Source organism: Oenococcus alcoholitolerans, assembly GCF_051852995.1.
GTDB classification, from domain to species: Bacteria; Bacillota; Bacilli; order Lactobacillales; family Lactobacillaceae; genus Oenococcus; species Oenococcus alcoholitolerans.
In genome coordinates, this window is the sequence record NZ_CP176042.1 from 718,418 (window position 1) to 744,217 (window position 25,800).

18 protein-coding genes are annotated in these 25,800 nt (G+C 36.6%); 12 read left to right on the top strand and 6 right to left on the bottom strand.

All coding sequences use genetic code 11. From position 1 onward, the window contains the following. The first annotated feature begins 8 nt into the window (after positions 1 to 8). The 10 genes from obgE (at position 9) to cydC (ending at position 12,831) form a co-directional block, all read left to right on the top strand. Positions 9 to 1,328: a GTPase ObgE gene (gene obgE, locus ACKP2L_RS04175; RefSeq protein WP_439426101.1), complete on the top strand. Its 1,320-nt coding sequence runs from the start codon at positions 9 to 11 to the stop codon at positions 1,326 to 1,328. Positions 1,329 to 1,341: 13 nt separating this feature from the next. Next, positions 1,342 to 2,313, top strand: a complete 972-nt coding sequence (gene rnz / locus ACKP2L_RS04180; protein WP_439426102.1) for a ribonuclease Z — start codon at positions 1,342 to 1,344, stop codon at positions 2,311 to 2,313. Next, positions 2,306 to 4,177 (top strand): single-stranded-DNA-specific exonuclease RecJ, encoded by a 1,872-nt coding sequence (gene recJ, locus ACKP2L_RS04185; protein WP_439426103.1) that lies wholly within the window; start codon positions 2,306 to 2,308, stop codon positions 4,175 to 4,177. Before rnz ends, recJ begins: the two co-directional genes overlap by 8 nt. Then, positions 4,167 to 4,694 (top strand): adenine phosphoribosyltransferase, encoded by a 528-nt coding sequence (locus ACKP2L_RS04190; RefSeq protein WP_439426104.1) that lies wholly within the window; start codon positions 4,167 to 4,169, stop codon positions 4,692 to 4,694. Before recJ ends, ACKP2L_RS04190 begins: the two co-directional genes overlap by 11 nt. A gap of 36 nt (positions 4,695 to 4,730) precedes the next feature. Then, positions 4,731 to 5,393: a M15 family metallopeptidase gene (locus ACKP2L_RS04195; RefSeq protein ID WP_439426105.1), complete on the top strand. Its 663-nt coding sequence runs from the start codon at positions 4,731 to 4,733 to the stop codon at positions 5,391 to 5,393. A gap of 222 nt (positions 5,394 to 5,615) precedes the next feature. Continuing rightward, complete coding sequence (locus tag ACKP2L_RS04200) at positions 5,616 to 6,788, top strand: NAD(P)/FAD-dependent oxidoreductase (protein WP_439426106.1); 1,173 nt, start codon at positions 5,616 to 5,618, stop codon at positions 6,786 to 6,788. Between the two features lie 21 nt (positions 6,789 to 6,809). Next, on the top strand, positions 6,810 to 8,264 hold the full coding sequence (locus tag ACKP2L_RS04205) for a cytochrome ubiquinol oxidase subunit I (RefSeq protein ID WP_439426107.1): 1,455 nt from the start codon (positions 6,810 to 6,812) through the stop codon (positions 8,262 to 8,264). Beyond that, on the top strand, positions 8,261 to 9,286 hold the full coding sequence (gene cydB / locus ACKP2L_RS04210) for a cytochrome d ubiquinol oxidase subunit II (protein ID WP_439426108.1): 1,026 nt from the start codon (positions 8,261 to 8,263) through the stop codon (positions 9,284 to 9,286). The genes ACKP2L_RS04205 and cydB overlap by 4 nt, the downstream gene beginning before the upstream one ends. A gap of 31 nt (positions 9,287 to 9,317) precedes the next feature. Next, the gene (gene cydD, locus ACKP2L_RS04215; protein WP_439426109.1) at positions 9,318 to 11,087 is read left to right on the top strand and encodes a thiol reductant ABC exporter subunit CydD; all 1,770 of its coding nucleotides are present in this window, start codon (positions 9,318 to 9,320) and stop codon (positions 11,085 to 11,087) included. After that, a complete protein-coding gene (cydC, locus tag ACKP2L_RS04220) occupies positions 11,068 to 12,831 on the top strand; it encodes a thiol reductant ABC exporter subunit CydC (RefSeq protein WP_439426110.1) in 1,764 nt (587 codons plus the stop codon). The genes cydD and cydC overlap by 20 nt, the downstream gene beginning before the upstream one ends. Here cydC and ACKP2L_RS04225 read toward each other — a convergent pair. Beyond that, entirely contained in the window at positions 12,808 to 13,848 is a 1,041-nt protein-coding gene (locus ACKP2L_RS04225) for a polyprenyl synthetase family protein (protein WP_439426111.1), read from the bottom strand. The two genes, cydC and ACKP2L_RS04225, sit on opposite strands and share 24 nt — an antisense overlap. A 170-nt stretch (positions 13,849 to 14,018) precedes the next feature. Between ACKP2L_RS04225 and ACKP2L_RS04230 the strand changes: the two genes are divergently transcribed. Next, a complete protein-coding gene (locus ACKP2L_RS04230; protein ID WP_439426112.1) occupies positions 14,019 to 14,939 on the top strand; it encodes a 1,4-dihydroxy-2-naphthoate polyprenyltransferase in 921 nt (306 codons plus the stop codon). Here ACKP2L_RS04230 and ACKP2L_RS04235 read toward each other — a convergent pair. The 5 genes from ACKP2L_RS04235 to udk form a co-directional block, all read right to left on the bottom strand. Beyond that, the gene (locus ACKP2L_RS04235) at positions 14,936 to 15,757 is read right to left on the bottom strand and encodes an SPFH domain-containing protein (protein ID WP_439426113.1); all 822 of its coding nucleotides are present in this window, start codon (positions 15,755 to 15,757) and stop codon (positions 14,936 to 14,938) included. The two genes, ACKP2L_RS04230 and ACKP2L_RS04235, sit on opposite strands and share 4 nt — an antisense overlap. 22 nt (positions 15,758 to 15,779) lie before the next feature. Then, positions 15,780 to 16,118, bottom strand: a complete 339-nt coding sequence (locus ACKP2L_RS04240) for a toxin-antitoxin system HicB family antitoxin (RefSeq protein ID WP_439426114.1) — start codon at positions 16,116 to 16,118, stop codon at positions 15,780 to 15,782. Between the two features lie 61 nt (positions 16,119 to 16,179). Then, on the bottom strand, positions 16,180 to 17,268 hold the full coding sequence (gene xerS, locus ACKP2L_RS04245; RefSeq protein WP_439426115.1) for a tyrosine recombinase XerS: 1,089 nt from the start codon (positions 17,266 to 17,268) through the stop codon (positions 16,180 to 16,182). A 314-nt stretch (positions 17,269 to 17,582) separates the two neighbouring features. Beyond that, positions 17,583 to 23,600 carry a glycoside hydrolase family 70 protein gene (locus tag ACKP2L_RS04250; RefSeq protein WP_439426116.1) on the bottom strand — a complete coding sequence of 2,006 codons (6,018 nt, stop codon included), beginning with the start codon at positions 23,598 to 23,600 and terminating at the stop codon, positions 17,583 to 17,585. A 115-nt stretch (positions 23,601 to 23,715) separates the two neighbouring features. After that, entirely contained in the window at positions 23,716 to 24,354 is a 639-nt protein-coding gene (gene udk, locus ACKP2L_RS04255) for a uridine kinase (protein ID WP_439426117.1), read from the bottom strand. Between the two features lie 123 nt (positions 24,355 to 24,477). On the opposite strand from udk, the gene ACKP2L_RS04260 reads away from it, so the two are divergent. After that, complete coding sequence (locus ACKP2L_RS04260) at positions 24,478 to 25,794, top strand: C1 family peptidase (RefSeq protein ID WP_439426118.1); 1,317 nt, start codon at positions 24,478 to 24,480, stop codon at positions 25,792 to 25,794. The last annotated feature ends 6 nt before the right edge of the window (positions 25,795 to 25,800 follow it).

Consider the following 25,800-nt stretch of genomic DNA (forward strand, 5'->3'; position numbering starts at 1 on the left):
GTTTAGGAATGGCATTTGTAGATCAAGCAACAATTGAATTAAAAGCCGGTAAAGGCGGCGATGGTATCATTTCCTTTCGAAGAGAAAAGTTTGTTCCCTTAGGCGGACCTTTTGGCGGCGATGGCGGCCGCGGCGGCAGTATTTATTTCGTTGCCGATGAGGGTTTAAGAACTTTGATGGACTTTAGATACAATCGTCATTTTCGGGCTAAGCATGGTGAAAAAGGCGGGACCAAGGGGATGACCGGTGCATCCGCTGATGATATGTTTATTAAAGTCCCTACCGGAACGATCCTCTATAAAGAAGATACTGGCGAGAAATTAGCGGATTTGACAAAAAACGGACAGCGATTTCTAGCGGCTCGCGGCGGCCGTGGCGGTCGCGGAAATATGAAATTTGCTACTCCGTCAAATCCAGCACCGGAGATCTCTGAAAATGGCGAACCCGGAGAAACATTAAAGATAAAATTGGAACTTCGCGTTTTAGCAGACGTAGGTCTGATCGGTTTTCCATCAGCCGGTAAATCAACCTTTTTGTCTGTTACTACGGCAGCTAAACCCAAAATAGCTGCTTACCATTTTACAACGATCGATCCTAATTTGGGGATGGTTCGTTTGGATGACAGCAGAAGTTTTACGATCGCCGATCTGCCTGGATTGATCAAAGGAGCTTCTCATGGAGTGGGCTTAGGGTTTGAATTTTTGCGCCACGTTGAAAGAACACGTGTTTTGCTGCACATAATTGATATGAGCCAAGAATCAGGGCTGGGGATAACACCTTATCAAGCATTCGTTCAAATAAACCGTGAATTGAAAGATTATGATCCGGATCTATTAAAACGGCCGATGATAATCGTTGCCAGCAAGATGGATCTGCCCAGTTCGCAGGAAAATCTTAAAATTTTTAAAAATGATTTGGTTGAGCATCATATTGATGATCCTGTTTTTGAAATATCTTCTGTAACTAAAAAAGGAGTTTCTCAACTGCTATATAAAGTTGCTGATATGTTGGATAAACTGCCAAAAGAAAGCGATGAAAAGCAATCAGGGGATGGCCAAACAGAAGAAAGGATCTATAAATTCAAAGACGATCAGAATGATGATTCGTTAGTCATTGATAAATTAGATCAAGATAGTTGGATCATTAAAGATCAGCGAATAACCAGATTAGCCGAGATGACTAATACCGCTACTGATGAGTCATTGCGCCGATTTGCACGTCAGCTTAGAAAAATGGGAGTAGACCAGCGTTTGAATTCCTTGGGTGCTAAAGAAGGTGATTTAGTATCGATCGAAGGCAGCAAATTTACTTTTGAATATGAAGAATAAGAATAAATAAAAAATGGAATTAGAATTTTTAGGTACAGGGGCTGGTCAGCCTTCAAAGCAAAGAAATGTTAGCTCTATCGCATTGAGGATGCTGAACGAACGTAACGAAGTTTGGCTTTTTGATGTTGGTGAAGCAACTCAACATCAACTTTTAAGATCCAATACAAGGTCGCGCAAAGTTAGAAAAATTTTCATAACTCATATGCACGGTGACCATATTTTTGGGTTGCCCGGTTTTTTAACTTCTCGTAATTTTCAAGCGTCGGAAACCAGTGATAATGGTCGTCCGACTGATATCGAAATTTTTGGACCTCGCGGTTTAAAGAACTTTGTTATCAACGCTTTAAAATATTCGCAGGTGCGTCTTCAATACCATATAAAATTCATCACTGCGGCCCCTGGAAAGATATTTGAAGATGATCAATTCGTCGTTAAAGCATATCCAATGAACCACGGTATCGAAGACTACGCCTATCGTGTCGAAGAGAAATCAACGGCCGGCCAGTTACAGGTCGAAAGGCTGTTAGATCTTGGCTTAAAGCCAGGGCCCATTTTTGGTCGTCTCAAAACAGGCGAAACGATCACTTTAGATGATGGAAGACAAATAAATGGGAAAGATTTTATCGGTCCTGAACGTCAAGGACGTATAATTTCGATCGTGATGGATACAAAAGATAACCCCGAAATAGTCAAGGCTGCTGAAAAAGCAGATATCCTAGTTCACGAATCTACTTATGATGCCGGCAACGCAGTTATGGCAAAAAAGCATGGCCACTCAACTTCTGCACAAGCTGCAAAGCATGCTAGTCAAGCTGGGGCAAAAAAATTGATTTTAACGCATATTTCAGCACGTTATCTTGGCAAAAAAGCAGAAATTTTAACGAAACAAGCAAAAAAAATATTTCCAAATACATTCATAGCTCATGATCTGGATGTTTTTGACATCCCAGCTAAAGAACAGGAAAAGGGTAAAGTTAATGCTTGATAATCAGTACGAATGGAAGCTGGCTGATGCTGACCCAAAAATAATTTCGAAGATCAGTAATAAATATCATTTTGGTAATTTTATGTCAACTATCTTGGCACAGCGTTTCTCGGATTCTGATAGATTGGAAGATGCCATCGGTTCTGATCCAAAAATAATCGACCCGGCTAAATTAAAAAATATCGATAAATTAAAGGATATTTTAGATCAGGCAAAAAAAGAAGGCAAAAAAATAACCATCTATGGCGACTATGATACTGATGGTGTAACCAGCACTTCGATCCTATATAAAACTCTTCAAATTTTAGGTTTAAGAGTTGATTATTACATACCGGACCGGTTTAAAGACGGTTATGGACCTAATCTAGAAGCTTACAAGCGGTTAGTTAAAGAAGGCAGTCAAATCATTTTTGCTATTGATAACGGGATAACCGGTTATCAAGCGGCATCCTACTTAAAAGATAATCATATAGATTTTTTGATTGCCGACCATCATCAAATACCTGAAAAATTGCCGGAGGCATCAGTTATAATCCATACTGAATTATCACCGGATTACCCCTTTAAGGGTCTGTCAGCAGCCGGATTAGCTTATAAGATCGCCGTTTATCTTTTAGGCAAAGAGGCTGCCGCTCAATTTTTGCCTTTGGTCGCTGCAGGAGAGATCGCCGACGTTATGCCTTTGACCGGTGAGAATAAAAGCCTAGTCAAAGCGGGTCTAAAGGCGATCGGCAATGGGCTTAATCAAGGCATCTCTATGATCTTAAAAAAAGCTGGTATTGATGCTGCTCAAGTCACAAGTGAAAACCTTGCTTTTTCGTTGGCACCTAGACTCAATTCGCTTGGAAGGATGGCTAATGCCTCGGCTCTTGTGGAATTGTTGACCAGCCAGGATACTGCAGTCTTAGCGAAGATCGCGACTGAAGTGGAAAAGTCGAATCGGCAAAGGCAGAGTACTTCTGACAAGATTTTTGAAAAAGCGCAGCAGCAAGTCGACCCATTAAGTAAAAAAGTTATTATTTGCGAAGGGCGAAATTGGCATCAAGGGGTCATCGGTATTATCGCTGGAAGATTGGCCGATAAATTTTCCCGGCCAGCGATAGTTTTTTCCATCGACGAAAATGGTGTTGCCAAAGGTTCGGCACGGAGTATCGGCAATTTCAACATTTTTGAATTACTTAATAAAGCAAAAGACCTGTATCTTTCATTCGGGGGACACCCGCAAGCTGCCGGTTTAAGCCTGCCGGCTGAAAAGCTGGATATTTTTCATAGCTTGATCGATGAAAAAGATGTTGAGATACCGGCAAGGATGATTAATATAGATTATTGTGCTTCTAATAACAGCCCGATAAGCTACGAAGACTATTTGCAGGTACAAAAATTAGAGCCGTTTGGGGAAGACAATCCTAAACCGGTCATAGAATTATCCGGCCAAAGACTTTTAAGCGTTCAAATTCTGGGTAAAGAAAACAAACATTTTAAATTAACTTTATCCAATTTCGTTGGCGAGGTCATCTTCTTTAACAGACCTGATCTATTTAGAAAGCTGCAGGTCGGCGAAAACGTTTCTGTTGTCGGTACTTTATCTGTCAATGAATGGCGCGGTCGGAAGAAACTCCAGTTGGTCGGAAAAGATTTGCGGTCGGAAGAAAAATTACCTAATCGTTCGGTTTTTGGTCATGCTTACCACTATCTTTTGTCAAAAAAGGTTGTTTACTCACCAAATGACTTTTATCAGAAAGTTTTTTTGGAACTTGGATTTGTTAAAATTGAGAATGGTTTCGTTTCTGTGAACGAGCACGCTGAGCATGCCGAATTGTCACAATCGAAAACTTATCGAAAGCGAGCTGAAAATGAAAATTGATTTACATGACTATGTTGCTACAACACCTGATTTCCCACAAAAAGGAGTTATGTTTCGCGACATTAATCCCTTGATCGGTAATGGTCAGGCTTATCGCCAAGCGATCAACGAATTAGTAGATTTTGCCAAATCGCTTGAACCGGATATAATTGCGGGTCCCGAGGCACGCGGATTCGTTGTTGGGTCGCCCATGGCCTACCAAATGGGTATAGGCTTTGTACCGGCGAGAAAATATGGTAAATTGCCTAGAGAAGCTGTTAGCGCTAAATACGGATTAGAATACGGAACTAGTGAATTGCAGATGTCAGTCGGCTCGATAAAACCGGGGCAGCGAGTTTTCATCGTTGATGATCTGCTTGCGACAGGCGGTACTATCACAGCGACTATGGATTTGGTTCGACAACTTAAAGGTGTTGTCGTTGGAGCAGGATTTTTTATAGAATTAGCTGATTTAAAGGGTCATCAAAAGATAATGGAAGTTGAAGATCTTCCCTTTAAAGCTTTGATGGAATACTGATTTTTTACTAAATAATTATTTAAAGGGTGGTGATTTATGGCAAAAATAAAATATGTTTTTCCAACTGAGGCATATTTGGACAACCCTTTTTTGAAATTAGTTAGTGCTAAACACCCTCTAAAGACCGAATATAAATTTTCTCAATTTAAAGTCGGCAGACAATCCTTTGATTTAGCGATTTTAGATGATTTATTGAGATTATTAGCTGCAGCTGATCAGCAAATGTTTAAAATCACTTTATCCGACGGCTATGAATCATTATTAAACCAGAAGAAAATTTTTCAAAGAGAAGTAAATCGTTATTTAAAAAAAGGGTTTACCGAGCGGCAAGCAAGGGATAAGATTTCGGATAAAATCGAAACTCCAGGCGTATCCGAACACGCGATTGGTTTGGCTGTTGATTTGATCGATACTACCTTTTTAAAAGAAAAAGGAAAACCCGAAACAGAAGTAGATCGGCTTTCCTCTCAACAGTGGCTGATTGGAAATAGTTATAAATATGGTTTTATTTTGCGTTATCCAAGAGATAAGGAAAATATTACCGGAGTTTTGTACCGGCCTTGGCACTTTCGTTTTGTCGGCATTGAAATAGCTCGCTTTATGTTTAAGGAAAATCTTTGTCTAGAAGAGCTTATCGCTTTGTTGAAGAAAAACAAGCGAAACAAAATCTTTATAAGAACGCAATATAATCAAAGATAATTTTTACCGTTTCTATTTTTGAATAGAGACGGTTTTAATTTAAAAATATAATTTTTAGTTGCAAAAAATATATAATATGAATAAATAAGTTTATTATTATATATTTTTTCAGGATTTTTTGGAAAGCGGTATAGTAAGTATTGAAAACCGTTGACTAAAATTATTTATGGTATTTTTAGCCAGGTTTGTTTAATTAATTTAATTAATTTTGGAGATTATTAAATGAAAAAAGTTGTCGTTTTGGGTGCCGGATATGCCGGACTCAGAGTTGTAAAAGAACTTGTTAAATTAAAAACTGATGCTGAAATAACTTTAGTTAATAAAAATGATTATCACTATGAATCGACTCAGCTTCATGAAATTGCTGTTGGCAATAAAAAACCGAGCGATATCAGTTTTAAGATCACTGATGTTATTAGCAAAAAGGTCAACTTTATCAAAGACGAAGTCGTTTCTATCGATCGTCCTAAAAAGGAAGTTCATCTAAAAAGCGGTAAAGTTCTGAATTATGATTATTTAGCTAATTCTTTGGGCTTTGAATCAGAAAGTTTTGGCATCAAAGGTGTTGATGAATACGGTCTGCCTTTGATCGACATAGAAACAGCCTTGGCTGCTAAAGAACATTTGGAAAATACTTTAGCTGATTATGCTAAAAGCGGCGACGAAAACGACTTGCACATTGCTGTCTGCGGCGCGGGTTTTACTTCAATCGAGTATCTGGGCGAACTCGTTTATCGACTTCCAGAGTTTATTTCTAAATATAACCTGCCTGCTGACAAAATTAAAATTTATTGCATTGAGGCTGTCGACAAGATACTGCCGATGTTTACGCAAGACCTTTCAAAATATGCAGTTGATTATCTTGAAAAACGAGGTGTTGAATTTTTTGTGTCTACACCAATAATCGAAATTACTAAAAATAGTGTTAAGAGCAAAGACAAGACTTTCAATGCTAATACGATCATTTGGACAACCGGGGTAAAGGGCAGCCATGTGATAGCTGATTCCGGGTATTCGCAAAGACGGAATCGCGTCATGGTCAAAGATGACCTTTCTTCTTCTGATGATCCCAATGAATTTATCATCGGTGACGTTTCAGCAGTTATGAGTGCTTCAGGACGCCCATATCCAACGACCGGTCAAATTTCGATCGCCCAAGCTAATTTTGCTGCTAAAAATATCGATGCACGTATTAAGGGACAAGAAACAAAGAAATTTACTTTCAAGAGTTTAGGCACTGTGTGCTCTTTAGGACCTAAAAATGGAGTTGCTGAAATAAACGTTTTGGGTCACTGGAAATTAAAGGGAAGAGAAGTCGGTCCTTTAAAGAAGATAGTAAATGACCGCTCAGTATTAGAATTGTCTAATTTTAAAGAAATGTTAGCTAGTCGTTGATCTCAGAAAGGAGGATTTAAAATGGATTTCTTTACAGCGTTAAATGTGTTGTCACTCTCTCGTTTTCAGTTTGCGATGACGACCTTATTCCATTTTTTGTACGTTCCCTTATCGATCGGTTTTGCTTTGATCGTAGCCATTATGGAAACGACTTATGCGATAACAAAAAAAGATATTTATCTAAAAATGACTAGATTCTGGAGCAAGTTTTTCTTGCTTAGCTTTGCTGTAGGCGTTGTTACCGGAATCATTCAAGAATTTCAGTTCGGTATGAATTGGTCCAATTATTCGCGTTTTATGGGGGACATCTTTGGTGCTCCATTAGCCATCGAAGCACTGCTGGCTTTCTTTTTGGAGTCTACTTTGTTGGGTGTATGGCTTTTCACTTGGGGCAAATTCAAGCCGATCGTTCATGCGTCTTTTATGTGGATAACATGGTTTGGATCAACTCTTTCGGCTTTTTGGATCTTGGCTGCCAATAGTTTCATGCAGCATCCAACTGGTTTTATGATAAATAGGCAAACCGGCCACGTTCGTTTGACTAATTTTTGGTCTGTATTGGGCAATCCGCAGCTCTGGTATGAATTTCCTCACGTTATTTTTGGTGCTTTTACAACTGCTGCTGTTGTCGTCGCGGGTCTAGCAGCCTTTGGTCTTCTTTTGAAACAAAATCATGATTTTCATGTTAAATCTATGAAAATAGGGCTTTCGGTAGCTTTAATATCATCTGTTTTGGCGCTCGGAGCAGGTGACTTGCAAACTCGTTATTTGATCCACGAACAGCCGATGAAGTTTGCCGCAACAGAGGCGATTTATAAAAATACAAAAAGTCCTGCTTCTTGGACTGCCTTTGCTCTAATAGATACCAAGGACCATCGTGTAAACAATTCAGTTGAAATACCTTATATGCTTTCGCTTTTGTCTTATCATCGGCTTACCGGTGCCGTGAAGGGCATGAATCAAACAAACAAGGAATTGCATGCTCGCTATGATAAAAAGTTTGGTCGCGATATGAATTATTATGTACCGGTAAAAACGCTCTTTTGGAGTTTTAGGATCATGGCCGGAGGCGGGAGTCTTATTGCAGCCGCCAGTTTAGTCGGTTTGTTCCTGCTTCGTAAAAAAAGAGAAGTTTTGCCTAAACACAGATGGCTCTTATGGGCTTTTGGTATTATGACTGCTTTGCCTTTTATCGTTAATAGTTGCGGATGGCTGATCACCGAATTAGGACGTTATCCATGGGTCGTTTATGGTTTTCAGACGATCGCTGACGCCGTTTCGCCAACTGCAACTGTTGGTTCGATGTTATTTACAAATATAATTTACTTTGTTCTGTTTGCCTTTTTGGGAGCATTCATGGTTTATTATTCGCAAAGAGCTTTAAAGCAGGGCATAGATGACCCGTCAGCAAAAGAAGATCAATCAGGCAAGAGCTCTAATTACGATCCCTTAAATAAGGAGGCCTTCAACTCATGAGCTTTTTACAGATTCTCTGGTTCGTTGTTATAGCTATTCTTTTTGCTGCTTTTATATTTTTCGAAGGATTTGATTTTGGCGTCGGCATGGCAACACGATTTTTGGCCGAAACTGATGATCAAAGAAAAGAAATGCTCTCAGCAGTTGCTCCGCATTGGGATGGAAACGAAGTTTGGCTCATTACAGCCGGCGGTGCTATGTTTGCATCGTTTCCGATGTGGTATGCCAGTCTATTTTCCGGTTTTTATATCTTATTGTTTTTGACTTTGGTAGCTTTGATATTGCGAGGAGTTTCTTTTGAATTTCAGGCTAACGCTCAAACAAAAAGAGAATCTTCGCTTTGGCTTTGGGCCAATTTTATAGGCTGCTTCTTTGCACCGTTATTTTTGGGGATCATGTTAACAGCAATGATCCAAACACTGCCGATAGATAAAACTGGGAATCTTTGGCTTTCATTTTTCAACGTGATCAATCCGCTTTCTGTGGTAGGAGGATTAGCCGTCGTTTATATCTGCTATATTCATGGACTTAATTTTCTGAGCTTAAAAACTAAAGGTTCCATGCATTATCGCAGTTTGAATGTTTCAGAAAAATTATATTGGCCGCTCTATCCGGCTTTAGTATTGTTTGCAATACTAGCTATTTTCCAAACCGATTTCTTCAGCAGAAATTTGCCTTTATCCGTGATCCTTATTCTGCTGATCGTGATTTCTGCTATTTGGGGCCATTTGTCCTTGATAAAATATCGTGCCGGCAAAGCGTTCATGGCAAGCGGCAGTACACTGGTATTGATCATTGCTTTTATTTTTTCCGGACTGTTCCCGCGTCTTTTGATCGCTAGAAATCCATCGAATGATCTGCTGGTATCTAATTCTTCTGCATCTAATTTAACTTTAATGATCATGACAGGTGTTTTGGTCGTTTTGCTGCCGATAGTTATCGCATATATGTCTTGGAGCTATTTCCTGCAGCGCAAGCATTTCGTGGATGATCAAAATGACACTCAAGAACAAGGGTACTGAAATAAATAAGTAATAAAATGGAGCTTGTTTAGTGCTCGATAAAAATATATTAAAAATAAAAAGTTTTAAAAATTATTTTATTAGTTTGATCACTTTTTCTGTTTTTGATGCTCTATTAGTGATCGGACAGACTTTATTTTTGACCCGTACCTTAACAGAGGCCTGGTCATTAAAAAACGGATCGAAGTGGATCTACTCCATCGTTTTTTTCGGTCTGTTTTTTTGTGTACGCCAATTTGTTTTGACTATTAAAAAGAAACGCGCCAATATTTTTGCACAGAAAAGTTCTAGTAATTTAAAGGAAGAATTATTAAAAACTATTTTTAAAAATGGAACACTTTTGGTCGATCATCAAGGCAGCGGCAGTATCGTTAATCTGATTTTTACCGGAATAGATAAAATTAAATTTTATCTTAACGAATTGCCGATCAAAATTGCTGACTTATCAGTGACTCCATGGATAATCTTGATCTGCGTTTTTTATCTTAACTGGCCATCCGGTTTGATTTTATTATTAGTATTTCCGCTGACGATTTTCTTTTTGGCGATCTTAGGCATCGCTGCAAAAAACAAATCTGAGGAACAATATCATGGATTCCAGATACTCAACAATCACTTTCTTGATTCGATCAGAGGTCTAAAAACACTAAAAATGCTTGGAATCAGTCATGAATATGGAAAAAGTATCGTTAAAGTGAGCGATGATTATCGCAAGCGGACCATGAAAGTATTAACGATCGCTTTTACTTCATCATTTGCCCTGGATTTTTTTACGACTCTTTCGATAGCTATCGAGGCAGTTTTTTTGGGAATAGCTTTGATCGATGGGCGGGTGTCGTTATATCCCGCTTTAGCCGTATTGATAATATCCCCGGAATACTTTTTGCCGTTAAGACAATTTGGCGAAGGATACCATGCCAACCTGGATGGAAAAAATGCCTTGACCAAATTATTTGATATTTTAGAAAATTCTAATAACGTAACTTCGGCTTCTTCCAAGCTTGATCAAAAATTAGATCTCTGGTCTGACAAATCAGCCTTGGTCGTTGACAAATTAAATTTTTCCTACCCCGATGCCAGCGAAAAAACTTTTTCAGACTTATCTTTTTCTGCAAATGGCTACCAGAAAATCGGTCTTGTCGGTCCTTCTGGATCAGGCAAAAGCACGCTGATAAAAATACTTGCTGGTTTCTTGCCTCTAAGCAAAGAAGGTGAAAAAATATTTATCAACGGCAAAAATGCTGAGTTGTATAATTCTGATGATTGGCGCGATCAGATTGCCTACATACCGCAAGACCCGTACATTTTTTCCGCTACGATCGCTGATAATATCGCCTTTTATTCACCTGATATCGATCGTTCTGTCATTGAAAGATCAGCAGCAGAAGCCGGTTTGAATGATTTTATTTCAAGCCTTCCTGATGGTCTTGATACAAATATCGGCGACCAAGGACGCGAGATAAGCGGAGGGCAGGCACAGCGGATCGCTTTAGCGAGAATTTTCGCAGAACCAAGACGTAAAATAATTTTTCTAGACGAACCAACGGCTCACTTGGATCTGGAAACTGAATATCAATTAAAAGGCACCTTGCAAAAAGTAATGGAGGATCATCTTGTTTTCTTCTCAACACACCGGCTTCATTGGTTAAAACAGATGGACAAAATATTGGTTTTGGATAATAAAAGCATTGCCGAAGCCGGTTCTTATTCAGATTTGATTTCAAAAAAAGGAAAGCTTTACCAAATGGTCAAAGAGCTTCAGCCAAAGGGAGATTTAAAATTTGTACAAGGTAAAAAATAAAATTAAAGATGATCAATGGTTTTTACCCTTTTTAAAAAAACGGGGAAGTAAACTGTTTTTAATTTTTTTGCTGGCTTTCTTAACTGTTTTTTGCGCTTCTGCTTTGATGTTTACATCCGGCTATCTGATAAGTCGTTCCGCCCGTCATCCGGAAAATCTTTTTGTTGTTTATGTACCAGTTGTTTTAACGCGAGCTTTTGGTATCGGCCGGCCGGTATTTAAGTATTTGCAAAGTTTGCAAAGCCACGATTGGGTTTTGTCGATCGCAAGTTCTCTAAGAGATAAATTATATTTTCAATTAGAAGGTACTGGATCGTTTTTAGCGCAAATTTTTAAAACTGGAGATCTTTTAGAGCTTCTTTCCGATGACATAGATCACTTGGAAAATTTCTATCTAAGGGTCATTTTTCCCGTATTACAAGCTTATTTAGTTTATGTGTTCGTTTTGTTTCTTTCATTGATACTTGACTGGAGACTTTTCTTGGGAATATTGTTAAGTCTTTTGGCATCGCTGCTGCTCGTTCCGGTATTATTGATCAGCAAAGTCTGGATCAACTATTTGAAGAAAAAAGATTTAACCGGTAAAAGCTATCAGATAATGACTGATGCAGTTCTCGGTATTGAAGATTGGAAAATATCCGGAAGGATCAAAGATTTTATCGGTTTGACACGAAAAGAAGATCATGAAATATCCCGCCTAGATCATCAAAAGGATGATTTAAATCTCAACAAATCTTTTTTGGTTCAAGTGTGTTTTGCGGCAGCTGTACTGTTCACTTTATTTTGGGCTGGAAAAAACTTGACCTATTCCAATAGTGCCGCTAATTATGCAGCTGCGATAGTACTGACTTTATTTCCTATTTTTGATTGTTTTGCACCGGTCGTATCTGCTTTTGATGAGTTGCCGTTTTATCTTTTCTCCTTGGATCAGCTGAATGATTTCAGTAAGAAAAATAACAAGGCTGTTTTAAAAAATAAAAATAACTTTATCGACATCAGCAGCAACGAAGTTATCAAAGAGATAAATATCAAAAATGCTGCTTTTAGTTACTCCGCTGATGATGATCCTTTACTAAAAGATTTTTCTCTTGATATAGAACCCGAAGAAAAGATAGCGGTTTTAGGTCCGAGCGGGGAAGGCAAGACAACACTTTTACAGTTGATAATCGGGGAACTGCAGCTCCAAAAGGGCAAGATCCTTTATAATGGCCGCCAAAAAATAAGCGATGATCAAATCAAAAAATCTTTTAGCTATCTTAACCAGGATCCCTTTATTTTTAATAGTTCGATATTGAATAATGTGCGGCTAGCAGACGAAAAAGCCAGCAGAAAGCAAGTCATTGACCTTTTGAAAGATGTTGGTCTTTGGAATTTTGTAAAAAAATTACCTAATGATATCGATTATCAAGTCAGTGAAAAGGGAAATCAATTATCCGGCGGCCAAAAACAGCGTCTAGCTTTGGCCCGGATCCTTTTAAAAGACTCGCCGATACTTTTATTAGATGAACCGACCTCAGGTTTGGACCCAATAACAGAAAGACATTTGATAGACACGATATTAGAAACCCAAAAACATAAAACGATGATCTGGGTAACACATAGATTAGTTGGTCTTGAAAAAATGGATAAAATAATCTTCCTTGATAAAGGGAAAGCGGTAATGGAGGGAAGGCCTTCTGATTTGTACCAAAAGTACCCGCGTTTTGCTCATTTATATGATTTAGATGCTGGTCGTGTTGATTAAATTTAATTGATCTTTGATAATATCAATTATTTTTTGCACTTCTGATTTTATTTGGTTATTTATGACTGGTAATTTGTCCAAATCGATCTGAGCTCGCTGAATAAAATCATAGCCGATATCCAAAGTCTTTTTTAATATCTCCGGTTTTGACCTGAAATATTCTTCTAATTTTTTGCGATCAAATTTATCGTTATCCATAATTTGTTTTTTAAAGTCTTTATCCGAGGATGCGATTATGATCGGCAAAGTATAAACGCCTTCTTTAAAATCTTCGAATTTAGGCTTTCCAGTATAAACTTTAGGATCGAGATCTTGCAGATCATCAATTATTTGAAATGCGATACCGATATTTTTACCAAAATCATTGATCGTAGAAAACAGCTTATTTTTTGATATCTGTTTATATTCTTTGATCGCTGTTCCGATCCAAAAACCGCTTATTGAAGCAAGAGCAAATAAAGCAGCGGTTTTTTTGCTGATAACATCGATATAATTTTCAAAAGTCAGATCGCTATCAAACCTCAAACTGTCTTGTTTTAATTCTCCATCGAGGATTTTTTCCATAAAACGAGAATGAAAATCTATAAAACTGATATCCGGCGCGATTTTAACCAACATTTGAAAATATTTGGTAAATAGTATGTCGCCAAGATATATGGCATCTTTGTTTTGAAAACTAGTCTGTAAAGTTGGCAAACCGCGTCTTTCAGGCGAAGCATCAATAACATCATCGTGGACTAAGGTCGCTAGATGCAATAATTCGATCGCAGCGGCAGCTTGGCGAATTTTTTTGGTTGAACTTTCGATGTCGACACTATTAACGAATGTTTTATTTTCTACTGCATATCGGCCAAAAAGGATCGTTAATGCAGCACGAATCATCTTGCCGTTTTGTTTGATCAAGCCGTCTGTTTTTTTTCGATAAAATTCCGGGCCAAAGTGCTGGTCAGCAATTATTTTTTTTGTGGCGTCTAAATCGCTTTTAGTCAAATAAAAATCTTCCCAAAGATCTGTCATCCCGCTCCTTAAAAAACATCTCATAATTAAAATACAAATAGATTTGAAAGGTCCTGCTTTAATATTACCTGACTGGAAAAAAACTGTCTAATAGTTAGTAGAAAAATAAACTATAATTAAGAAAGTGTTATTTTTAAATAATGAAAAATGGTATAAAAATGTATAATCGTATGAATTTAAGTGTTTTTTTGGAGTTAATAGAATTTAAAGCAAAAGCTGCCAGTGTCTTTCCTTTTTTGCTCGGCTTGTTTTTTACTGCTTATCATTTTGGCTGGAATAGTATAGATCCACTGAACATGCTGATTTTTTTTGCGGCAATGTTTATTTTTAATATGTCGGTCGATATCAATGATAACTATCAAGATTTCCATCGCGCAAAAAGGAATAAAGCGGAACAGTTTCGACTGAAAACGAATGTGATAGGTGTTAATAAACTTAATATCCACATGATCGGCCGGCTTTTGTTTTCTTTTATTGCCATTAGTGCACTTTTAGGAATTTTTTTAGTTTTTAGAAGCAGCTGGCTGCTTTTGGTAATGGGCCTGTTTTGTTTTGCGGTCGGTTATTTTTACGCGGCAGGCAAAACACCAATATCAGCTCTGCCGATCGGTGAATTTTTTTCTGGATTCACGATGGGCTTTATGATTTTTTTTATAACAGTTTTTTTGAATTTAGCTAATAAAGGGCTGATGAGCGTTCAAGTCTTATGGCAGTCTTTTCTTGCAGCCGGACTCAGTACCTTTGCTATTTCTGCCTTGTTATTAGCTAATAATATTTGTGACCAAAAAGAAGATCTGCAATTAAAAAGAAGGACAGTCGTTTATTATATCGGCACTAAAAAAGCACTGATAGCTTTTGACAGTTTTTATATTCTTGGTTATTTGTGTCTGATAATCGCAGTTGCTTTATCTGCTTTGCCATTTTTATCATTATTGTCTTTGCTTTCGATTCCGATAGTTTGGAAAAATGTCATTAAATTTAACAAAAAACAGGTAAAAAAAGAGACCTTTCAACTGGCTGTTAAAAATCTCATTATAAGTTCTTTATTTCAGACGATAGCCTTGTTTTTAGGTCTTATTTTTCATTTTTAATGGTTATCGCCACTTTGCAGAAGTTTGCCGATGACCGGTATTTGACCAAGACTAGCTACTTTATCACTGGAAATAACTATTGTATTGGTATCTGATTTAGCTAAATCAGAAAAGGCATTGATGCTTTGATTTTGAAAATATTTATCATCAGCTTCTTTAAGGCCGGTTTGGATCGTGTCGATCCGATACTTTTCTGCGTCGGCCCGAGTTTTTGTTGCATCGGCTTGAGCTCTTGCGGTGGCCATCAGCGCATCATTTTTTGCTTTTGTCGTCAATTCGATAGATTTAGCTTCACCTTCAGCTTGAGCGATCGTTGCAACTCTTTCTCTATCGGCTGTTAACTGTTTGTCCATTGCTTCTTGGATCGCTTTAGAAGGTGTCAATTCATCGATGTTTATCCTGTCAACATTTATACCGTAAGTATTGGTTAAATCTCCGATCGCTTTAGCCAGCTCTTGATTTATTTGTGCTGTTGCACCTAGGGCCTGGTTCAAATCTAGACGGCCGATAATATCTCTCAAATGGCCGCGAACCAGCTGTGCCATCGATTCGACCGAGTCTGTATTTTCATATTGGTATTTGACCGCGTCGGTAACGTGATAATTAAGTGTCACACTTGCCGAAACATCAGCATTATCCTTGGTTATAACAGAATAATTCGGTAATTTTAAAGGATTCATAGCTAGATTGACTCTTTTTATACTCTGGACCAAAGGCATGTAAAAATGCAATCCCGATGGTACACTTTTTCTGTATTTCCCTAAAGTCTCAACTAGCCCCATGTTATTTTGCGGAACTATTTTAAAAAATAAAACCATTTTTATATTTTCCTCTCAAAAATCACTTTTCTTTTAATCGACTTAAAGTAAGCAGGTTGCCGTTAGCCGAAAGAATAACGTATTTTGCCCTTTTTTCGATCTTTTCATCTCCGGCTATGATGTATCGGTAATAAATGCCAGACACGTCAACGAGCCCGTTTTTTTCATCTATTTTCGATGCATCGACACTAGTACCGACGAACTGACGATTTTCAAAAGAACTGCTTTCCACTTTTTCCTCTAAAACTTTAGCGATATAAGAATTCAAGCTGCGGTTATCCGATTTTGCTAATTCACTAATTTTTTCATGTAGCTCCGGTTCTATCCTTAAAGCTATTTTACCGGATTTTTTATTGACCATTTTCTCTCCGAATAATTGTCTTTGATATTATAATCATATCATTTTGATAGCTAAAATATTTTTATTGCATGCTTTCCATAATATTTTTTCTTTCATTGGCTGTTATATGCGTATACAGTCTAGTTGCGCTAGTAGTGGTTTGTCCTAATATAGAAGCAACGAGTGTCTCGCTGCCCGTTTTTTGGATCAGTTCGGTTGCTAAACTATGACGAAATTTGTGCGGTGTAGTTGGCCGGCCAAAAGCTGTTGAATACTTTTTTACTAACCTATCAACGGATATAGTAGTGATGCGCATTGTTTTATTTCTACTATTAGAGAGAAAAAGTGCTTTATTATTTGAATCAGGAGTATATCGTTTTTCCCTTATTTTTAAATAATCCTGGAGATAGGGGATAGCCCAAGGAGCAATACTGGCAATGTCCTTGTAATTTCCTTTACGGATCACTTGTATTTCGTGGCCATTGAGATTGCAATCGCCGACATTAGCATTGGTAAGTTCAGAAACACGAATACCTGAAGCCATCAGCAATGATATTATCGCTAGATCTCGTTCTTTATTTTTATTAAAAAAAGCTAGTTGCTGCGGAGTTAATTTTTTTGGATATTCATCTTTGAGCCAATCGATAAATTGGCCTTTTTCTTTGCCGAGAAACATTCTTTTTCTTAACTGATCAGCACGATAATTTAATGTTTCGCTTTTTTGTTTTGGCAGTCTGACCCTTGTTAATGCAGTATTTTTAAGATAGGGAAGACCGCTATCGGAATTATTTTCTTCATTTAGATACCTAAAAATAGCCTTTAGTGAAACGATTCTATCAACGACCGTCTTATTAGAAACTGACTGGTTTCCGTCAGCGATAAATCCATGTGCAGTTTTTTTCGGACTATGCCGCAATTGTGTCATATAAACTTCAATGTCTTTGGTCGTTAATTTTTCTAATTCTGATAATTTAACTTCCTTAGGCTTATCAGCTTTTGAAATACCGGATTCTATAGTCCAATTCAAAAACATCTCTAAAATTTCTAGATACTGATATAAAGTAGCTTCAGAAAAATTCAAAGCTTGTTTTGATAAATAATAATCTGATGCAAAATTCGGCAATCTTTTCAAACGATTCGTATTTAGTTCAATATATCTATTTTTCTGCATTAAAATTCTCCGAATTCTCTTTAACCAATGTAATTCTAAACCATACATGAATTTTCTTTAAAGAAAATGTTATTTTAAATTTTTTAATATTTTTTTTTGAAAAATCGAAAAATAAATTTATAAATTACAAATTTTTTTAAAATTTCATAAATAACAAAAAGACATGAATATGATCATTTTCAGGGGGCTTTTTAGTTAGTATGTTGTAAAGTTATTATAATTATACATAACCCTTAAATGGCCTTTTCATAAAGAAAAACCACCAGTTCTATTATCTGACTGGTGGTTTTATAAATCTATCATAATTTAATATATCATAACTGTTTCAAGGCCCGATCATCGATCCAAAACTGTCTATTAGTTCCGTCTTTTAATTCAACAAGTGAATAAACGTAATTAAGATTTGAATCAGGAAGACGCTTAACAGAAACTTGTTGAAGCAGGTCAACTTTTTTTCCGTTAAAAGATTTTCCGTCTCCAATTGAATTGAATGATTGCTCGCTGGTATAAGGCAGATCACTGTAAATTTTATCGGATCTATTAGATTGATCTATTTCAAAGTTCCCTAAATTAGATTTTGGTGCATCACTGATCTTATCGTAAATCAGTGATCTAAGGTCTATCCAGAAATCGCGCAAAATATTTTTATTACTGTTGTTACTTGTATCTACTAACTGTACATGTGCATATTGATAAACATTTTGATTAGAAGCTCTTCTAGTTGAATCGACCTCAATTATCTTAACAAGCGCTCCTCTATAATCAAAAGAATCAACTTTGGAATTTTTGGTCTGCGTATTTTCGCTAGTTAAAGCTGGTCCGTATTGATAGATACCGTCATGGCGCATACCATTAATGATCGCAAATTGATTATAGTTATTAACGATATCGGTGTCTTTTTTAATTATTTCGTCAATTATGCTGACAGACCTGCGGTCCAACCAATAATTATCATTGCCATCTTGCAAATAATAGTAAGTATAAGCTTTGCCATCGTCGCGTGTCGTTGTTGCTACTTTAAGAATCTTGACTTGATGACCATTCAAGTCAGCAGCTTTTCCATCTGAGAAAATAGTATTTGAGCTGGTCAGAGCTGGACCATTTTTATAGATCAGATCAGCACGGCCGTTTGTTTGTATGATTGCTGATCCTGAACCTTCGCTAGTTGAATAGTCAGCAACCAAATGATGTTTTTGGAGATTAACAGCGCGGTAATCTATCCAAAAAACATCATTGTTATCTAAACTAGCTTGTACCTTTGCGTAAACATATACTTTCCCATTTGAACGTTTGGTAGTTGACAATTCTAATATTTGAACTAATTTACCATCATAGTTTGCTTTGCTGTCAGCAGAATAAGCCGCTGGTTTTTGAGTATCAAGGCTCGTCAGAGCTGGACCGCTGGTAAATATTCCATCATTACGAGTATGGGCATCAATATAGGCATACTGATCATTGACAGCTTGCGTACTTTGAATATCAGCCATTGGATCGATAGCTCGCTGATCGATCCAAAAAATTTTATTACCTACTTTTATTTTTGAGTAGTTATAATTTTTTCCATTTGATCTTTTTGTAGTTAATGATTCAAGAACTGTAACCGCTTGGCCGGCACTGATTGGTGAATTTTTAGAGCTGGTTCGATAATTTTCTGTCAAACTATCATAATTTGTCAAAGCTGGACCATATTCGTAAATTCCATCATCACGATTATTTATAAATCCTTGGTAAGAGTGAAGATCATAAGAAATTATACTTGCATAATCATTTTGCTGATTTTTATTTGTACTTAGCGCACGAGTGTCTATCCAAAAAATTTTGTCAGCGTTATTCGCCAGCTGAACTTTAGCATAAGTATAAAAAGTTCCGTTGGACCTCTGAGTTATTGAAAATTGAATGACATTAACTTCACTACCGTTATAGGAACTTGCAGCTTTTGGATCAAATTGTAAAGTGCTTTCTGATGAAAGTGCAGGGCCATCAGTAAATACACCATCGTTACGCCCTTTTTCATTAATAAAGGCCTTTTTTATATTTGGTTCAATAGAGTAAATTATTTTTGCATAATCACCCTTATACTGTTTGGATGAGTCGAAAGTAAGATATTTAGCTGTTATTTCACTAGGATCTTTTACTTTGGTAATATCAGTGGCATTGCCATCATCTTTACTTAATTTATAAAGAGTTTGAGTATGAATATCGTAAACGTAAGCATCCTTTAATTGGCTGCCGTCATTCAAAAAGAATTGCATATGGCCGTTTATATTCATCAATCCTCTAGCCATTTTTCCTTGACTATCTAAATAATAAAATACATCAGACTGTTTGCTGTCAGCCAGATAGGTATTCTTCAACATTTTTCCAGTTTTATCAAAGTAATAGTCGTTGCCATCTATATCTTGTGCAAAACCATCTTTTTCGAAAGCTCCATTTGGCAAAACGAAATATTGGCTATTTTCATTATTATTATTTTGATCAGAATCATTGGAAGATATATTTAATGACATCAATCCGCTCATTCCGTCAACAGTACCTTTTTGCATGTTGCCCGAAGCGTCAAAATAGTACCAGTCCCCTAATCCGTCCTGTATAAATGTATTTTTTGCCTTATATCCGCTAGTTGAATAAAAAGAAATATTACCTTGATCGTCACTATAAAAACCAGTTTTAGAGTCCTTGCCAATTAATTGCAAAGGCAAGAATATTTCATTGGTCGAACTAACTTTAAAATAGTTTCCGCTGGATTCGTCTTTAAGAACATAATCAGATCCGCGGCCTAAAACATTAGTCCCATTAAAAAATTTAGCAGACCATTCTGTGATTTTTTGGCTTGGATCAATCGGTTGGCCGGTTGAAATTTGTTTTTCACTAAAAAGATTAGAGAATTTTGGATCATTTTTTAACTGGTCTAAGAAGGCTCCGCCATATTTCTTTTGATAGTCTCCCCCGCCGATCGTATTAGCTATATAAACATCATTTTTGATTTCAGCGTTCGGAAAAACATTACCTTTTTCATCTACTCTAGAAACAGTAACAGCTTCTTTCCCTGGAAGATTATATATTTGATCAGGCACCCAATCTGCAATAGCCTGAATTCCCTTAGAGTGTAAAGCCTTTATAGCATCTGCCAAATCATCAACTGTCCCGTATTTCGTTGGTGTGCCAAATCCTAAATCATATCTGTCGGTAAATGCGTAGCCGTTATCAATTACTGAATCGAGAAAAGTTTTGTCTGAACTTGATCGATACTGCGGAGCTAATTCAAAACTAGTTATTCCCCAAGATTTAAACAAATCAACATTTTTGGCAATTAAAGAATTCGTATACTCGCTTGGATCAGTCGGCATTGATTGAAAATTAGAAAATCCTTCGTAAATAACATTGGAATCCAAAGAATCATTAGAATCAAATACAGAATTATTTGGCGATTTTACATCTTTAGATGCTGTCCGCACATCTTGGTCATCCGCGGCGCCGACAGGGACCCATGCTGCTAAATAACCAGAAACTAGCGGACTGGAATAACCTTCGATATTGGTATATTTTTGTCCATTTATAAGCGATGATGTAAAAATCAAATCACCATTGCTGTCGGTACGAACCGTTGGTGCATTATTGTCATCTTGAAAAACTTCAATACCATTGTCTTTATCGCCTTCTTGATATTCTTTTGTTAAAAGCAACGCACGATATTGTTGATTGGCATGTTCTTTGCCCATGCTCAAAACGACTTTATCATTATTATTAAGCCGTAAATTAGGATTATTGCTAACGATCAAACCGATACCTTCATTTTTGTTTGATCCGTCTTTTCCATAGCGTACGCTTGTCAGTATTCCATTTTTGTCGACTGACATTCTTTGCCCGCCAGAAACATACTTGACCCTAGCTTTTAAAAGAGCAGTTATCGCATCATAATTTATTGATTTTTGGGACATATATTGTCCGCCATCTGTGAAAATATCACCATAATAAACTCTCGGAACAACGTTTTTATCTGTCAGTAAAATAGCGTAAGCACTCGGAATATTATAATGAGTATATTTTTTGTCTGTAGAAGCATAATCGGCATAATAAACCTTCAAGGCTTCGTTTAATTGTTCCCAAGTAAAACTATTGCCTGATGGTGCACCTGTCGTGTCGGTGATTATTTGTCCCAACATAGCTTGAACTTCGCTGTCGTGGGCCCTGACGAAACTATAATTTGGTATAACATTATTTTCCTGAAAATCGTTGCTTCTATCGACCAGGCTTTTAATGAGAGTGTCTAATGAACTTCTTTGCCCGTTATCATCGGGTTTAGTTAGAGACGACAATAAATCGGAATGCAAACCATTGTCCATTGTTAGTTGGGGATTGCCTAGGTCGCTGATAACCTTTGGATCTGCACCTGACCAGTCTTCCAATATAGAAATATGTTTATTAGCATTTGCTTCTGATTTATCGGTATCGTAAGCGTCTTTAAAATAATCTGAAGCAATTTTTAAAAGATCTGCATCAACATTATCGACCGCATCAATTCGTATCCCATCAAAGTTTGCCTGAGGATCGTTTTTAACGATACTGCCGAAATTCATCAAATAATGAAGCCAATTAAGCTGCTCTGCTTGAACGATCGGATTTGAATTATCAACATCATTTGCTAATAAGAATTCAGATCCGCTATACGAATTATTTCCTTGCCAATCGAACGGTGCTAAATTTAGTTTTCTATAAGATGAATCGGCCCAAGGTGTTGATTCGGCATTATTTTCATAGGCAAGAAAACCGCCTTGAAATTGAGTACCGCTGTAATCAATATTTTCGCTAGAACTGTTCCAACCTGGTTCAGTTTTTATAAAGGCAGAGATCAAAGTCCGTAACCATTGCATGTCCTTAACTTCGCTGGTTCTTGATTCGATTGCAATTTGAACTTGTTCAGCTGCTTTATTCAATGAGTCTTGAGAGTCTTGCCCGCTGAAAGTGCGTTGAGAACCATAAAGACCTTGCTTTTGCATAAAGTTAAGGTAATCGACTTGTACTTTCTTGTTCGGCCACCATGCCATCAGGATCGGCCTTAATTGGTCGGTATCGTTTGCAACCCATTCTTTGCCATTTTGATATATATCTTTTGGTTTATACCAAGAGTCAGCGGTTAAAAATCCATTAACATTTTCAAAATTTTGTGTCGTATAATTTTTGGCCTGATTATGTTTGTTAAAATTATCAACTTGGTTAGTCAGGCCGCTTTCAACTTGATATTGGATCGAACTTTTGCCAATACCGGTTTGACCATTAAAATAGTACCATTGACCGTTAATAGAAACTGAGTAATTTTTCTTCAAATGTCCTGTCGGATCGAAGAAATAATTATTTTTATCAATAGTTTGAAAACCAGTCACACTATTTCCGTTTGCATCGAAGTAGTAGGTATTGCCCTGTTGATCATCGGCAAATCCGCTTTTTAAAACGTTTCCGAAAGCATCAAACCCTATTATCACTTGTTTGCCAAAAGAAATACTGTTTTGTACATAGGCAGAAGATTGTCCGCTGGCGTTAAAATAATAGGTTTTTTTAGTTACTGGATCAGTCGCAAAAACGTTTTTTAATTGCTGCTGACCCTTTGAATCAAAGCCGCTGACAGTACCGTTGCTATCAACTTGAGCATAGCTGACAGCGTTGCCTGTATTATTATCAAAATAATATTTTACATTATTGACTTCTTCGAATTGTCCCTTTATTTGTTGTCCAGAAGAAGGATCGAAATATTGTAAATTCCCCCGCACAGTATGAAGGCCCTTGAGCAGGCTGCCATCTTGCCGTTGATAAAATATTTTATTTTGATCTATTTTCCAATTGCCGTCTAAAATATTTTTAAAAGGATCATTTTGATCGTCAATGCTGGCGGTCTGGTCTGTCTTAGCTGCTTCTTTTACAACAGTTGTTTTATTGTCAATATCAGGGTTGGATGTCGAATTATTATTATTGTCTTTTTTAGAACCGCCTGATTGTTGTTCTACTTGATCATTATTTGTTTGCGGACCTTTATCTTGTTTTTGTTGATTTTGTTTATTTATCGAATCTTTATTATCAGTAGTTGATGGATTTCCATTAGATTGATCAGCGTTTGATAATTTTGTGCTATCTAAAACAGATTGATCATTTTTTTGATTTTCATCCGTTTGTACTGCGTTAGTATTATTTGTAGATTGATCGGCATTAGCGATCAAAGAACCAGGAAAAAAAGTCATTGCACTAAAGATACTTGCCGCAACGACCCAACTCTTTCCAGATTTATACATCTTTTTTCTTACAACGGTACTTTTGTTAAAAAGATTACCTGATCGGTTCATTTACTATTCCCTTCCCCATAAGTCATTAAATTAAAAAAATAACAATTTTAATTTTAACGATTTATTTTTTGTGTTTTTTTAAACAGATGTTACATTTGAATAACTTTTTTACTTTTTATGCCAAAATAGTTTTTATTTGATTTATTAAAATATTTATACCCACTAAATTATTTTTTCCTTCTGGAATTATAATGTCGGCATATCGTTTCGTTGGTTCAACGAATTGGTGATACATCGGCCGCACAGTTTTAAGATATTGCTGAATGATCGAGTCGGTAGTCCTTTTTCTTTCAGAGATATCTCTTCTTAATCTTCTTATCAGACGAATATCATCATCGGTATCAACGAAAATTTTAATATCTAGGAGATCTCTTATGCGTTTATCAACAAACAATAAAACTCCTTCAACGATCACCACACGAGAAGGTTTTATGTACTTGCTCTCACTCGATCTGGTATAACTGGCATAATCATAAATCGGCAAATTTATCCCCTTGCCGCTTTTGATCATAAGCAGGTCCTTGTAAAAAAGTTCCGTATCAAAAGCATCAGGATGATCATAATTAACAGCTTTTCTTTGTTCCATCGTTAGATCTGATTGATCCTTATAAAAAGCATCTTGAGGAATTATAGTTACAGATTCTCTTTTTAACCGTTCATAAATTATTTTTGCTATTGAGGTTTTTCCCGAACCAGAACCACCGGTGATCCCTATGATCATAGTTGGATTTGAAATTTCTCTGTCTTTTTCCATCTTTTTAATTTTTGCTTTAACTGATCAGTCTGTCAATAAATGTACGGCTCAAATTGAAAAAAATTTAGAAAAGAATAAAATTGATTAAATTATATAATTTTAATTAAGGACAATAAATAATAGATGGCAAAAGAAATCAGTATTGAAAAAATAAAGCAATTACATCAAAAATTTTCCGAAAATAAAAATAACGATTTGATAACCAGAGCAATAACGAAAAACGGAATTTTGAATGCCAGCTTTGATAATAATTCCCAGGCTCGTCTCAACAGAAATTTTTCTTTTGAAATAAAAACTGGGAAAGTTACAAATCAAAAAAGAAGCGGCCGTTGTTGGGAATTCTCGCTTCTTAATACACTTCGACACGAATTTGCGCAGAAATATAAAGTTAAGGATTTTGAATTATCACAAAACTATCTCTTTTTCTGGGATAAATTAGAAAGAGCGAATATCTTCTTTAAAAATATTGAGCAAACTGCAAATAAACCGATCGACGATCGTGAAGTTCGATTTTATTTTTCCGGACCTGGTGAAGATGGCGGACAATGGGCAATGGCTGCATCACTAGTTGAAAAATATGGTTTGATCCCGGCTGAGATGATGCCGGAAAGTTTCAACAGCAACAACACCAGTGCTTTGATAGATGTTTTGAATCGTGTTCTGAGAAAAGCTGGTTTAGAAATACGTCAAGCTGTCCAAAATAATTTTTCTGAAATAAAAATACAAGGCATAGAAGACGATTATCTGCAAAAGGTTTATAGGATCGCATCATATGCTTTAGGAGAACCGCCATTGATATTTGATTTTGAATATCGCGACGATGATGGAAATTATCATATTGAAAAAAATCTAACTGCAAAAAAATTTTATGAAAAATTTTTTAGCACTGATTTTGATGATTACGTCGTTTTAACAAACTCTCCTGATAAAGATTTCGGAAAGCTCTATTCTTTACCTTCAGAAGATAACATCATCGGCGGAAGAAATATCGAATTTTTGAACACTGATATAGAAAATCTTAAATCTTCTGCAGAAAGACAGCTTATATCAAATGAAGGAGTTTGGTTTGGCAACGATGTATTAAAAGAAATGGATCGTACCAGCGGTATTTTAGACACTAAGCTTTACGATACTGACCAATTGTTTGATATTGATAGCAAAATGACCAAGGCTGATCGATTGTTGACTGGTGAAGCACAAGTTTCGCATGCGATGACTTTGACTGGTTTTGATAAAATTGATGATCATATTATCAAATGGAAAGTTGAAAACAGCTGGGGTGAAAAATTTGGCCAAAATGGCTATTTCGTGATGAGTAATAGCTGGTTTAACGATTTTGTATATGAAGTTGTTGTTCATAAAAAATTTATAGATAAGAAACTGCTGAAAATTCTTGATGAAAAACCGATCCAGCTGGCAGCTTGGGATCCCCTTTCTTAGTTAAAA